Raw genomic sequence first — 12,846 nt, forward strand, 5'->3', positions numbered from 1 at the left:
CGCTACCGGGCCTTGGCGGTGCGTAAGCGATCCGGTGTCTCGTCGTCCATGGTCGCGAAGAAGCCGCCGATCACGTCCTCGATCTCGGCGATCGAGTCCGCGCAGTACAGAATCGGCTGGTAGTGCGTGATGTCGTAGGTCGCGGTGCCCATCTGGGCGATGTCGAGCGGGCGCAGCTCGGCGTGCCGGAACTCCTCGATCTCACCGTAGGACGACAGCAGGCCCGCGCCGTAACAGCGGACCTCGCCGTGCTCCCGGACGACGCCGAACTCCATCGAGAACCAGAAGACGTCGGCGAGGAATTTCAAGGCGCGGTCGGTGGTCAGGCGCGCGACCGCCGCACCGACCGTCGCGTAGATCGCCGCGAAGCGCGGGCTGGCGATCTGGTTGGCGTGACCGATGATCTCGTGGATGGCGTCCGGCTCGGGGGTGTACAACGGCGCGGAATGATGCCGGATGTACTGCGTGGAGTGGAAGATCCGATCGGCGAACGAGCCGAAGAACTCCCGCAGCGGCACCAGGCCCGCGGCCGGCGCGTAACGGAACCCGGTCAGCGGTGCCAGCGCGGCGGAGACCTCGTCCAGTTGCGGGATGTGATCGGTGGGCAACGCGAGCGCCTCGGCGGCCGCGAGTACCTCCGCGCTGGCGTAGCTGCGATGTTTGCGGGCGAGTTCGGCCGACACGATTCGCCACACCTGCTGCTCTTCGTCGGTGTAGGCGATGTGGGGGAGCGGCTTTCCCGGCGCGTAGTCCAGCGCCAGCGCCGCGATGGCGTTGCGTCGGACCCGGTATACCGGGTCGTGCACGCCGGGGTGCTCCTCGCTCAGGTGCACGGTCACGTCGCCGTCGCCGGTGCGGGTCACCGGCGAGTACAGCTGCGCCTCGGTGAACATATCTCGATGCAAGCACCGCCCGAACCCGCCGACAACAAAAGCCCGTTCAGCTGAGCAAACTGCCTAGCTGAACGGGCTGGCGGCCGACAATCCCGGCACTGGAGGGCGCGGATCCGGCGGCGTGCTGATCAGTGGCCGCCGTGCAGCGAATGCACCACCGCGTGGCCCTTGCCGCGGCCGATCATCCATTTGTTGACCGGCGTGGTCACCACGAAGGCGACTGCGAAGGCGACGGCGAGGGTGGCCCAGAACAGCGCCGTGTCCAGGTGGGCGTCCATCGCACCCGGGACCGCCAGGATCACGGCGTTGTCCACGATCTCCATGACCGTGATGGACACCGTGTCGGCGGCCAGTGCGGTGCCGATCGCGGCGGCCAACGGCAGGCCCGCCCGCAGCACGCCGCGCATGGTGAACGCGTAGCCGAACACGAACGCCAGCACGATGGCCAGCACCATCGTCGAGGCGTTGTTCCAGCCCAGCGCGGTGCCGATCACCATGCCGAGGATCTCGCCGATGGCACAGCCGGTGAGGCAGTGCAGCGTCGCCATGGCCGCCATCCGCCAGGTAGCGGGGGCGTGGTGTCCGGCGTGCTGTGCGGTGTGCGTGGCGTGCGAGGTGTGCTCGGCCGACGGGTGGTGCCTGTGTTCCATGCTGTGAACTATACCCCCGTAGGGTATTAGCGCAAGCCCGAGTTCCTGATTTGCCGGACATGAGCGGGCGCCATGCCGCAAGATGGCGAAAGTACGAAGGAGGGCGCATGAAATCCGTGCGGATCGATCTCGACCAGGACTTACTCGCCGCGGCCGCCGCCATCATGGGCACGGCGACCAGCGACGCCACGATCAACGAGGCCTTGCGCCGGATCGTCGTGCACGAGCGCCAGCTGCACAATCTGGCGCGGCTCGCCGCGAACGCGTTCGTCGGGCTACCGGACGTCGCGGTGGCGGACCGCTAGACCCTCCGATCGAGCGGGCTATCGGGGCGAGGTAGGCCGTCGCTCGTCGAGAGCGCGCCGCCAGACCGCATCGAACTCCGTGGCGTCGATCTGTAGTGCGGTGAATTCGGTCTCCTCGCTCAGCTCCTCCGGGGTCGGAACCGGGATCTGCCCGAGTTCGGTGGTCCCGGTGCCGCGATCGGAATCGGCCCAGTCGCGGTGCCCGTCGCGGAAGACTTCGACCTTACGCACCTCGAAGCCGTCGTCACCGATCTCGCTGTACAGCTCGACCGGTTCGTCATCGAAATCGTGGTGCCATTGCGCCTTCAGGTACCACATCGCCATCAGCTCCCCAGCTCGCGACCGACTCGGTTACCGAACCGCACATCAGCCAGCATATGGGCGCGGCATCCCGGTGCCGAGTTGTCCGTACGGTTCGCGGGCGCGCGGGCCTCGGGGCGCGGGTCGGCGTTCTGCTGCTGAGCGCTCGGGTCGGTACGCCGAGGAACCGGCCAGGCCGGTCCGGTCCCGGCGGAACTGTCGGTGGCCGCTGGCAGAATCCCGGGCACTGTTGGCGTGACCGAGGGGTGGGGTTCATGGCGGTCTCTCTAGTCGACGTGCCGGTGACGCAGCGGCCGCGGGAACGGTTGCTGGCACTCGGGCCGCACGCACTGAGCGACGCGGAGTTGCTGGCCCTGCTGTTACGGCAGGGCAGGCGCGGTGCGAGCGCGCTGGACCTGGCGGTCGAGCTGCTGGTCGAGCACGGCGGGCTCGCCGGGCTGGCGTCCGCGCGTCCGGAGGAGTTGTCGCGCCGGGCGGGCATCGGCGTGGCGAAGGCCGCCGCGATCATCGCCGCCTTCCACCTCGGCGCGCGAGCGCGCGGCAGGCCGGACACGTCGATCCGGCTCACCAGCTCCGCCGACGTGGCCGCTGCCGCCCGCCCGCTGTTCGCGGGTTGCCGGGTCGAACGCCTCCTCGTACTCGTCTGCGACGCCCAGAATCGTCTGCGCCAGAAGGTTTTCGTCGCCGAGGGCGCCATAGACCAGGTCGCGGTCCCCGTGCGGGAAATCCTGAACACCGTCCTGCGCCACGACGGCCGAGCCTTCGCCATCGTGCACAACCACCCCTCCGGAGACCCGACCCCCAGCTCAGACGACCGTCGCACCACCACCATGCTCACCGAAGCCGCCCAGACCGTTGGCCTCCGCTTTCTCGACCACGTGGTGATCGCGGGAGAGAGGTGGACGAGTGCCCCGAGATTCGCTTGACCTTCTCACTGTGTGAAGGCCTTCACTGGCTGTCGGAGGTGGTCCCCATCAATTCGACACACAGCAATACACAGCACACCCGGCTGCTGGACGCATTGGCGGCCGTGAACTCGTCGACGCGGCTACAGGCGGCGCTGGCGGCAGGCACACATCCCGAACCCGAGTTCATCGATGCCCTGGTGGAGCGGTCCGCGATCGAGCCGGACTTCTTCGTGCGCGACATGCTCACCTGGGCGCTGACTCGGCTCCCGGCGGAGCTCACGGTGCCGAAACTGCTCACGGAGGTGCGTTCCGAGCGGGCGCAGGCCCGCAGCCAAGCGTTGCACACGCTGTCCAAGATCGGGGATCCGAGCGCGTGGGCGGCGATCACGCGCTCGTTGCTGCACGATGCCGACGATGACGTCGCGCGGAGTGCCTGGCGCGCTGCCGTGGTTCTGGTGCCCGACGAAGCGAAAGAATGGCTGGGTACGGAACTGGCAGGGCAATTCGGCCGGGGAGACCGGGAGGTACGGTTGAGCCTGAGCCGCGCTCTCGTCGCGCTCGGGGAGGTGGTCGAGCCGGTCCTGCGGACCGCGATGGCGCATTCCGACCCGACGGTGCGGGCGCACGCGCGCGCCACGGAGCGGCTGCTACGCGATCCGGACGCCGGATTCGACATGGCCATCGATGAGGCGCGGCGGGTCGTCGCGCTCGGCCCGGATCGGGAGGAGACGACTGCGTGCTGATCGGCGAGGTGGCGCGCCGCTCGGGAGTGAGCGCCCGCATGCTCAGGCACTACGACTCCCTCGGGCTGGTCCGGCCGACCGGCCGTACCGTGGGCGGTTACCGGGAATACTCCCCGGAAGACATCCGGCGGATCTTCCACGTCGAGGGTCTGCGCTCCCTGGGGCTGTCACTGAGCCAGATCGGACGCGCTCTCGATGACCCCGCGTTCACCCCGTCCACGCTCGTCGGCGACCTCATTCGGAAGACCGAAGAACGACTGAACCGGGAGCGAGAACTCCTGGAGCGGCTCCGTACGGTCGATTCGGCCGAGCCCTCGGGCTGGCAAGACGTCCTGCGCATCGTCGAACTGCTGCACGGACTCGGTTCGCAGAGCCCGGCCCGGCGGCAGCAGGCCGTCTTGGCCCCGGCCGAGGACGTAGCGGTGCCGGCCGAACTGCTGGCCGAAGCGGTGCTCACCGAATCCGATCCGTATGTGGCCGGGGCTTTGCGGTGGGCACTCGCGCGGTCCGGCGGTGACGGCGTGGCGAGCGTGGCATCCGGCATGGGCTCCGACAATGTCGACATCCGGCGGCGCGCTGTTCTGGCGCTCGCCGAGCTGCCGGGCGACGAGGCGACCGCGGTGCTCACGGCCGCGCTCGATGACCCGGACGCGACGGTCCGCAGACACGCCGCTCTCGCCTTGGGCGCGCGCGGCATGACCCTCGCCGTGCCCGCGCTCGTCGCCACGGTGGTCGGTGGCCCGAACGATGTCGAGGCGGCTGAACTCTTGGGAACCTTGGCGCGTGACCCGCAGTGGGCGGACCGGATCCTCACCGCACTGGTCGACGCGCTGACCACACACGCGGCGAACTCGGCGGTGCGGATACGCCTGACCCAAGCGCTCGCCGAAATGCCGGACGCCATCGCCATGAACACCCTGCGGCAACTGGTGAGCGACGACGATCCCACCGTAGCCGCCATCGCCTCGGCCCTCATGACAACGCTCGACCCCCGTCCCGGCCAAAAAGGCACGCTCCCTTGATTTGTTGGTCGAGCATTCCCGGGCGTCCTGGTCGACGATCTGGTTTCAGCGGCCTTCGGTCCAGAACCGCTGTATACGAGTGATCGCCTCCTCGCGGGTCATCAGGGCGATTTCGTCCTCGGTGAGACCTACTCGCTGAATCAGCAAGTGCACGAGGTCGATGGGCAATGATGACTTGGGCTTCTCTGGGAGACCACGGTTCGGCAGCACATCGTTCAAGACGCACTCCCAGAACGAATCCTCGGTTACGTCCAGTTGGTCCCGCAAGATATGCGACCACAGGGATGAGCCGTAAGTTGTGCGATCGACGGGATGGGAAATGCGTGTGCGCAGAATTCGGCCGTCCGGTAGGCCCAATTCGTAAGTGACGTGGTGGGTCCCCGTGCGGCCTCGTTCATCCCGTATCCGCTCCCACCCCTCGATCTCGCAAAACTGTTCGTGGCGTTTACGAGTCGGCTGCGGCCACGTCATGCGGCGGCTCCGACCAGCCATTCCCGAAGCTGGGCGTCGTCGCTCAGGCCGATCAGCTGAATGAGGCCCCAGTTCTCCCGATGGTTCGGCGCATCCCGCAGTCTGGTTTGCCAGTCCTCGGCGTATTCGCGTAGTGCGGCCATCGTCTCGTCGATGGCCTCATCGAGCGTGCTGCCGTCAGCGGCCACAGGCAAGCCTGGTAGGAATACCGACCACCCTCCGTTCTCGGCGACCACTTCTGCCCCGGACGGGCAAAACTTCGCAAGCATGTATCGGAGGCGTTCGGCATCGACGACTGCGGCGTACTCGGTGTCGCGCCGAACGGTCGCTACACGTCCTCGTACGGCCGCATCCAAAAGTTCTTTGAGATGAGCACGTGCGTCGGTGTAGCTGTCATAGTGCACCGCTGACATCGGTCACCTCCAAGCGCTCGCGCCCTCTGGAAGTACGTCAAGTACGCGACGTACTGTTCGGAACGACGAAGGCCGCCTTCCTCCGAAGAGAGAGGCGGCCTTCGATCGGCTTGTGCGAGCGATCAGCGGGTGAACAGGAGCGCTCGCTTGACTTCCTGGATCGCCTTGGTCACCTCGATGCCACGCGGGCAGGCGTCGGTGCAGTTGAAGGTGGTGCGGCAGCGCCAGACGCCTTCGACGTCGTTGAGGATGTCGAGGCGCTCGCGGGCGGCTTCGTCGCGGCTGTCGAAGATGAAGCGGTGGGCGTTCACGATCGCGGCCGGGCCGAAGTAGCTGCCGTCGCTCCAGTACACGGGGCAGGAGGTGGTGCAGCAGGCGCACAGGATGCACTTGGTGGTGTCGTCGAACCGGGCGCGGTCGGCCTGGCTCTGGATGCGCTCGCGGGTGGGTTCGTTACCCGAGGTGATCAGGTAGGGCTTCACCGCGCGGAAGGCGTCGAAGAACGGCTCCATGTTCACCACGAGGTCCTTCTCCACGGGCAGGCCGCGGATCGGCTCGACGGTGACGGTGATCGACTTGCCGCCCTTGGGCAGCATGTCCTTCATCAGCACCTTGCAGGCCAGCCGGTTGACGCCGTTGATCCGCATGGCGTCCGAACCACACACGCCGTGCGCGCAGGAACGGCGGAAGGTGAGCGTGCCGTCCAGGTAGGACTTGATGTAGATCAGCACGTTCAGGAAGCGGTCGGTCGGCAGGACCGGCACTTGGAAGGACTCCCAGTGCGCGCCCTTGTCGTCCTCCGGGTTGAACCGGGCCACCTTGACGGTGATCATCACCGAGCCCTCGGGGACCGGAGCGGGCTTCTGCGAAGAGGGTGCTTCGGCAACTGCGGTCATCAGTACTTACGCTCCATCGGCTCGTAACGGGTCTGCACCACCGGCTTGAAGTCCAGGCGGATGTCCGAAAGGAGCTCCGAGCCCTCCTTGTAGGCCATCGTGTGGCGCATGAAGTTCACGTCGTCGCGGTCCGGGTAGTCCTCGCGGGCGTGGCCGCCGCGCGATTCCTTCCGGTTGAGCGCGCCGACCACGGTGACCTCGGCCAGTTCGAGCAGGAAGCCGAGCTCGACGGCCTCGAGCAGGTCGCTGTTGTAACGCTTGCCCTTGTCCTGCACGGTGATCCGCGCGTAGCGCTCCTTGAGCGCGTGGATGTCGGTGAGCGCCTGCTTGAGCGTGTCCTCGGTGCGGAACACCGAAGCGTTGTTGTCCATCGACCGCTGCAGTTCGGTGCGGATGTCGGCGACCCGCTCGTCGCCGTGCTCGCTCAGCAGCTGGGCCAGCCAGTCCTGCACCATCTGCGCCGGGTTCTCCGGCAGCTCGACGAACTCGCTGCGCTGCGCGTACTCCGCCGCGGCGATGCCGGCGCGGCGGCCGAACACGTTGATGTCCAGCAGCGAGTTGGTGCCCAGACGGTTGGCGCCGTGCACCGAGACGCACGCGCACTCGCCGGCGGCGTACAGACCGGGGACGATGTCGCTGTTGTTGCGCAGCACCTCGCCGCGGATGCGAGTGGGGATGCCGCCCATCACGTAGTGACAGGTCGGGAACACCGGCACCAGTTCCTTCACCGGGTCCACACCCAGGTAGGTGCGGGAGAACTCGGTGATGTCGGGCAGCTTCTCCTCGAGCACGTCCTCGCCGAGGTGGGTCACGTCGATGTAGACGTAGTCCTTGTTCGGCCCCGCGCCACGGCCCTCCAGCACCTCGAGCACCATCGAGCGGGCGACGATGTCGCGCGGCGCGAGGTCCTTGATGGTGGGGGCGTAGCGCTCCATGAACCGCTCGCCGTCGGCGTTGCGCAGGATGCCGCCCTCGCCGCGGACGGCCTCGGAGATCAGGATGCCGAGCCCGGCCAGGCCCGTCGGATGGAACTGGTGGAACTCCATGTCCTCCAGCGGCAGGCCCTTGCGGAACACGATCGCCATGCCGTCGCCGGTCAAGGTGTGCGCATTCGAGGTGGTCTTGTACATCCGGCCCGAGCCGCCGGTGGCGAACACGATCGACTTGGCGTGGAAGACGTGCAGTTCACCGGTGGCCAGCTCGTAGGCGACGACGCCGGTCGCGACCGGGCCGCGATCGGTCTCGCTGAGCACCAGGTCCAGCACGTAGAACTCGTTGAAGAACTCCACGTCGTGCTTGACGCAGTTCTGGTACAGCGTCTGCAGGATCATGTGGCCGGTGCGGTCGGCGGCGTAGCACGCCCGGCGGACCGGGGCCTTGCCGTGATCGCGGGTGTGGCCGCCGAAGCGCCGCTGGTCGATCTTGCCTTCGGGGGTCCGGTTGAACGGCAGGCCCATCTTCTCCAGGTCGAGCACGGCGTCGATGGCCTCTTTGGCCATGATCTCCGCGGCGTCCTGGTCGACCAGGTAGTCACCACCCTTGACGGTGTCGAAGGTGTGCCATTCCCAGTTGTCCTCTTCGACGTTGGCCAACGCGGCGCACATGCCGCCCTGGGCCGCGCCGGTGTGGCTGCGGGTCGGGTACAGCTTGGTCAGCACCGCCGTCCGAGCACGCGGGCCGGCCTCGATCGCGGCGCGCATGCCCGCGCCACCCGCGCCGACGATGACGACGTCGTAGCGGTGCTCCTGGACAGGACGAGATTCACTCATGCGAGGGGGCCTGTTCCTAACTGATGTTGGGGTCGAAGGTGAAGATGACGTAGGTGCCCACGCCCATGATCAGAATCATCGACACGGCGAGCAGGGTCTTGAGCCAGAAACGGGTCGAGTCCTTGCGTGAGTAGTCGTCGATGACCGTGCGCAGGCCGTTGCCGCCGTGCAACTGTGCCAACCACAGCATGGTCAGGTCCCAGAACTGCCAGAACGGGCTGGACCAGCGGCCCGCGACGAAGGCGAAGTTGAGTCGCTTCACGCCGCCGTCGAGCAGCAGCATGATCGTCATGTGGCCGAGCACCAGCACGATCATCAGCAGGCCGGAGAAGCGCATGAACAACCAGGCGTACTTCTCGAAGTTGTTGTTCGAGCGCGCGCGCGGCGAGCGCGGCAGGTCCAGGCTGGCCGGACGGTCGTACGACTTACCGATGACAGGTGCGCTCATGCCTCCACCTCGCTGGCGCTCGTTTGCGGCATGACCGCACTTGCGGCTGTGTTCATGGGTCGCTCGCTTCGCTCGCTCATGATCAGTGCTCCGTGAACAGGTAGAAGAACTGACGCCCGATCGCCGGAACGGCCAGCAGGAACCAGATCGCGAGGATGATCCAGAGCATCAGGCGCTGGTACTTCGGGCCCTTGGACCAGAAGTCCACCAGGATCACGCGGACGCCGTTGAGCGCGTGGAACAGGACGACGACGACCAGGCCCATCTCCATCAACGCCACGATGGGCGTCTTGTAGGTCTCGATCGCCTCGTTGTAGGTGTCCGGGCTCACGCGCACCAGGGCGGTGTCCAGCACGTGGACGAAGAGGAAGAAGAAGATGGTGACGCCGGTGATCCGGTGCAGCGCCCACGACCACATTCCGGGGTCGCCTCGGTACAGCGTCTTCCGCTTCGGCTGGGCCGGAGCTTCAATCGTGGTCATAGAGTGCGGTGCCTCCAACGTCGTTGATGGACCCGGTCGCAGGTCCGACGCCGACGGCGTGGCGGGCGAATGCCCAGGTGGCTGTACTCCGGCCCGTCGCAGGAACCTGAACCGATCTGTTCTGGACTCTAATCCTCCAGCAATCCCGGAACTAATTCGGCGTACCGTGCGTTGCGCGACAGTCGATCGGGTTAGGCTTACCTTTCTTGATCGGTGCGGGGTTCCGTCGTGGCCCTCGCGCGGCCGTGATCGGGTCGGTCGGAGAGAGGTTCCCTGTGCCGGAAATCGACTGGAAATTGTTGCGTGACAACGCATTTCGAGTAATGCAGAATGCCTATGCGCCGTACTCGCGGTTTCCGGTCGGCGCCGCCGCTCTCAGCGCCGATGGCCGCGTGGTGAGCGGTTGCAATGTGGAAAATGTCTCATACGGATTGGGCCTGTGTGCCGAATGTGTACTCATCGGTAACTATATTTCGGGCGGCGGGGGTCGTCTGGTGGCCGTCTCGGTGGCGGATTCGCGCGGGGAGATCCTCATGCCTTGCGGGCGCTGCCGCCAGCTGCTCCACGAGCACGGCGGGGGCGATCTCCTCGTCGATCACAAGGACGGGCCGAAGCCCTTGCGCGCGTTGCTGCCGGACGCGTTCGGCCCCGACGACCTGGATGCAGGCCAGGTGTAACGAGTCCATTCGGCTGCGTCCCATCGGCGAGAACCCGGGTGCACGGCGGCGCGTGCCAGACTTGGCGACCGTGACGGCTCTGGACGCGGTTTCGATCATCACCCTCAAACGCGACGGCGGGGAGCTGTCGGACGCGCAGATCGACTGGGTGGTCGACGGGTTCACCCGCGGCGCGGTGGCCGACGAGCAGATGTCCGCCCTGGCCATGGCGATCTTCTGGCGCGGGATGACCCGACGCGAGACGGCGCGGTGGACCGCCGCGATGATCGCCTCCGGGCAGCGCATGGACTTCGCCGACCTGCCCCGCCCGACCGTGGACAAGCACTCGACCGGCGGGGTGGGCGACAAGATCACGCTCCCGCTGGCCCCGCTGGTCGCCGCGTGCGGCGCCGCGGTGCCGCAATTGTCCGGGCGCGGTCTCGGCCACACCGGCGGCACTCTGGACAAGCTGGAGTCCATTCCCGGCTGGCAGGCGGACGTGCCGGCGTCGCGGATGCGCGACCTGCTGACCGACCCTGCCATCGGCGCGGTGATCTGCGCGGCGGGCGCCGATCTCGCGCCCGCGGACCGGCGGCTCTACGCCTTGCGCGACGTCACCGGCACCGTCGAGTCGATCCCGCTGATCGCCAGCTCGATCATGAGCAAGAAGATCGCCGAGGGCACCGCCGCGCTGTTGCTCGACGTCAAGGTCGGCTCCGGCGCGTTCTTGAAGACCCTCGACGGCGCCCGCGCCCTGGCGACCGCGATGGTCGAACTCGGCGACGACGCGGGCGTCCGCACGGTCGCGCTGCTGACCGCCATGGACACCCCGCTCGGCCGCACCGCGGGCAACGCCCTGGAAGTCGCGGAATCGGTCGAAGTGCTCGCAGGCGGCGGTCCCGGCGACGTCGTGGAGCTGACCATCGCCTTGGCCCGGGAAATGGTCGCGCTGGCCGGGCTCGACGTCGACCCCGCCGACGCGCTGGCCGACGGCCGGGCCATGGACCACTGGCGCGCCATGATCCGCGCCCAAGGCGGCGACCCGGACGCGCCCCTGCCCACCGCGAGACACACCGAGACCGTGCGCGCCGACGCCGACGGCGTGCTGACCCGGCTCGACGCGCTGGGTGTCGGTGTCGCCGCGTGGCGACTCGGTGCGGGCCGGGCCCGTCAGGGCGATCCCGTTCAGTTCGGTGCGGGCATCGAAATGCATGTGAAGCCGGGCGGCGCCGTCACAGCGGGTCAGCCGCTGCTCACCCTGCACACCGATACCCCCGAAGCCTTCCCCGGAGCCATCGCAGCCTTGCGTGACGCCGTCACCATCGGAACCGATGCCGTGCCCGCTGCGGCGGACCCGCTGATTCTCGACCGCATCGTGTCCTGAGCGATTCGCGAGCACAGGGTTCAGCGCTGTCGCGGGGAGCCGTGGCTGATTCGCCGCCCCGGCCCGCGACTCGCCCAGGCGCGATGGCCGACGGTGATCACAGCGCCCGGTCCAGGCATCGCGTCGCGCGGAATGTTCGAGGACGACTGCGGTCGCCGCGTCGCACCGGGTGGCTGGAGCGAGCCGAGCGGGCGGCGAGCCTCCGGTCGAGGACCGGGTCGCGAAGCCGTGCGCGTCCCACAGGTGACGGAGCGGCTCGCTGGTGGTGCGGCAACCGGGTGGTGTCCTGCGGTGGACCGGCCCGCATCCGGCGGGCGACGAGATGGTTGTCACGGCCGGACTCGGCTGCCGTTTCGGCGCACTGCGGCTACCGTCGATACATGACTGGACCGATGCCTCTGACTCTCGCCTCGATCCGCCAGGCGCCCAAAGCGCTGCTGCACGACCACCTCGACGGTGGCCTGCGGCCCGCTACGGTGCTCGAACTGGCCGCGCACAGCGGCTACGACGACCTACCCGCCACCGACGAGGCGTCGCTGGCCGCCTGGTTCCGCGACGCGGCCGACAGCGGATCGCTGGAACGCTATCTGGAGACCTTCGCCCACACCGTCGCCGTGATGCAGACACCCGAGGGCCTGCGCCGGGTCGCCCGCGAATGCGCCGAGGATCTGGCCGCCGACGGCGTCGTGTACGCGGAGGTGCGGTTCGCCCCCGAGCAGCACTTGGAACGCGGGCTGACGCTGGACGAGGTGGTCGAGCACACGCTGGCCGGATTCCGCGAAGGCGAGGCGATCGCCGCGGAGCGGGGACACCCGATCGTGGTGACCTGTCTGCTCACCGCGATGCGGCACGCGGCGCGCTCGCGGGAGATCGCGGAACTGACGGTCCGCTTCCGCGATCGCGGGGTCGGCGGCTTCGACATCGCGGGTGCGGAAGCCGGTTACCCGCCGAGCAGGCACCTCGACGCGTTCGAATACATGCGCGCGAACAGCGCGCACTTCACCATCCACGCCGGCGAGGCTTTCGGCCTGCCGTCCATTCACGAGGCGCTCGCGTTCTGTGGCTGCGACCGGCTCGGCCACGGCGTGCGGATCACCGACGACATCAGCGTGCCCGGCGCGATCGAGGAAGCGCAGCTCGGGCTGGTCGCCAACTATGTCAGGGACATGCGCATCCCGCTGGAACTGTGCCCGTCGTCGAACGTGCAGACCGGCGCCGTGCCCTCACTGGACAAGCACCCGTTCGACCTGCTGGCCCGGCTGCGCTTCCGCGTCACCGTCAACACCGACAACCGGCTGATGAGCGACACCAGCATGAGTCAGGAGATGCTCAAGCTGGTCGAGACCTTCGGTTACGGCTGGAGTGACCTCGAGCGGTGGACCATCAACGCCATGAAGTCGGCGTTCATCCCGTTCCCGGAGCGGCTGCGGATCATCGACGACATCATCAAGCCCGGATACGCCGTGCTCATCGGCTAGCACGGCGT

The 12,846-nt window shown here is 67.8% G+C and carries 16 protein-coding genes; 7 read left to right on the plus strand and 9 right to left on the minus strand.

Going from position 1 to position 12,846, the window contains the following annotated elements; genetic code table 11:
- Positions 1 to 2: 2 nt before the first annotated feature.
- Positions 3 to 893, minus strand: coding sequence for a phenylalanine 4-monooxygenase (locus ACWEKR_RS17365; protein WP_452355287.1), 891 nt, complete (start codon positions 891 to 893; stop codon positions 3 to 5).
- Positions 894 to 1,021: 128 nt separating this feature from the next.
- Positions 1,022 to 1,543, minus strand: a complete 522-nt coding sequence (locus ACWEKR_RS17370) for a DUF4396 domain-containing protein (RefSeq protein ID WP_452355288.1) — start codon at positions 1,541 to 1,543, stop codon at positions 1,022 to 1,024.
- 107 nt (positions 1,544 to 1,650) lie between these two features.
- Here ACWEKR_RS17370 and ACWEKR_RS17375 point away from each other — a divergent pair, with 107 nt between their 5' ends.
- Positions 1,651 to 1,848, plus strand: coding sequence for a type II toxin-antitoxin system VapB family antitoxin (locus tag ACWEKR_RS17375; protein WP_452355289.1), 198 nt, complete (start codon positions 1,651 to 1,653; stop codon positions 1,846 to 1,848).
- A gap of 18 nt (positions 1,849 to 1,866) precedes the next feature.
- On the opposite strand, the gene ACWEKR_RS17380 is transcribed toward ACWEKR_RS17375, so the two are convergent.
- Positions 1,867 to 2,166, minus strand: a complete 300-nt coding sequence (locus ACWEKR_RS17380; protein ID WP_452355290.1) for a DUF6881 domain-containing protein — start codon at positions 2,164 to 2,166, stop codon at positions 1,867 to 1,869.
- 257 nt (positions 2,167 to 2,423) lie between these two features.
- On the opposite strand from ACWEKR_RS17380, the gene radC reads away from it, so the two are divergent.
- From radC to ACWEKR_RS17395, 3 genes are read left to right on the plus strand one after another with little or no spacing between them, the layout of a single operon-like run.
- Positions 2,424 to 3,095, plus strand: a complete 672-nt coding sequence (gene radC / locus ACWEKR_RS17385; RefSeq protein ID WP_452355291.1) for a RadC family protein — start codon at positions 2,424 to 2,426, stop codon at positions 3,093 to 3,095.
- Positions 3,096 to 3,133: 38 nt separating this feature from the next.
- A complete protein-coding gene (locus ACWEKR_RS17390) occupies positions 3,134 to 3,820 on the plus strand; it encodes a HEAT repeat domain-containing protein (protein WP_452355292.1) in 687 nt (228 codons plus the stop codon).
- Positions 3,814 to 4,842, plus strand: coding sequence for a HEAT repeat domain-containing protein (locus tag ACWEKR_RS17395; protein WP_452355293.1), 1,029 nt, complete (start codon positions 3,814 to 3,816; stop codon positions 4,840 to 4,842). Before ACWEKR_RS17390 ends, ACWEKR_RS17395 begins: the two co-directional genes overlap by 7 nt.
- Before the next feature lie 45 nt (positions 4,843 to 4,887).
- Here the strand turns inward: ACWEKR_RS17395 and ACWEKR_RS17400 are convergent, their stop codons facing one another.
- From ACWEKR_RS17400 to sdhC, 6 genes are all read right to left on the minus strand, one after another.
- Positions 4,888 to 5,313, minus strand: a complete 426-nt coding sequence (locus ACWEKR_RS17400; RefSeq protein ID WP_452355294.1) for a cytotoxic translational repressor of toxin-antitoxin stability system — start codon at positions 5,311 to 5,313, stop codon at positions 4,888 to 4,890.
- Complete coding sequence (locus ACWEKR_RS17405; RefSeq protein WP_452355295.1) at positions 5,310 to 5,726, minus strand: prevent-host-death protein; 417 nt, start codon at positions 5,724 to 5,726, stop codon at positions 5,310 to 5,312. Before ACWEKR_RS17405 ends, ACWEKR_RS17400 begins: the two co-directional genes overlap by 4 nt.
- Before the next feature lie 122 nt (positions 5,727 to 5,848).
- Positions 5,849 to 6,622: a succinate dehydrogenase iron-sulfur subunit gene (locus tag ACWEKR_RS17410; RefSeq protein WP_195088114.1), complete on the minus strand. Its 774-nt coding sequence runs from the start codon at positions 6,620 to 6,622 to the stop codon at positions 5,849 to 5,851.
- Positions 6,622 to 8,391, minus strand: coding sequence for a succinate dehydrogenase flavoprotein subunit (sdhA, locus tag ACWEKR_RS17415; RefSeq protein WP_159839461.1), 1,770 nt, complete (start codon positions 8,389 to 8,391; stop codon positions 6,622 to 6,624). The genes ACWEKR_RS17410 and sdhA overlap by 1 nt, the downstream gene beginning before the upstream one ends.
- Positions 8,392 to 8,407: 16 nt before the next feature.
- Positions 8,408 to 8,839 (minus strand): succinate dehydrogenase hydrophobic membrane anchor subunit, encoded by a 432-nt coding sequence (locus ACWEKR_RS17420; protein WP_452355296.1) that lies wholly within the window; start codon positions 8,837 to 8,839, stop codon positions 8,408 to 8,410.
- Positions 8,840 to 8,921: 82 nt separating this feature from the next.
- Positions 8,922 to 9,320: a succinate dehydrogenase, cytochrome b556 subunit gene (gene sdhC, locus ACWEKR_RS17425; protein WP_083863252.1), complete on the minus strand. Its 399-nt coding sequence runs from the start codon at positions 9,318 to 9,320 to the stop codon at positions 8,922 to 8,924.
- 275 nt (positions 9,321 to 9,595) lie between these two features.
- On the opposite strand from sdhC, the gene ACWEKR_RS17430 reads away from it, so the two are divergent.
- The 3 genes from ACWEKR_RS17430 (at position 9,596) to ACWEKR_RS17440 (ending at position 12,838) form a co-directional block, all read left to right on the plus strand.
- Positions 9,596 to 9,997: a cytidine deaminase gene (locus tag ACWEKR_RS17430; RefSeq protein ID WP_195088119.1), complete on the plus strand. Its 402-nt coding sequence runs from the start codon at positions 9,596 to 9,598 to the stop codon at positions 9,995 to 9,997.
- A 70-nt stretch (positions 9,998 to 10,067) separates the two neighbouring features.
- Positions 10,068 to 11,360: a thymidine phosphorylase gene (locus ACWEKR_RS17435; RefSeq protein WP_324198282.1), complete on the plus strand. Its 1,293-nt coding sequence runs from the start codon at positions 10,068 to 10,070 to the stop codon at positions 11,358 to 11,360.
- Positions 11,361 to 11,740: 380 nt separating this feature from the next.
- On the plus strand, positions 11,741 to 12,838 hold the full coding sequence (locus ACWEKR_RS17440) for an adenosine deaminase (RefSeq protein WP_195088123.1): 1,098 nt from the start codon (positions 11,741 to 11,743) through the stop codon (positions 12,836 to 12,838).
- Positions 12,839 to 12,846: the final 8 nt, after the last annotated feature.

The organism is Nocardia sp. NPDC004573, assembly GCF_053602135.1.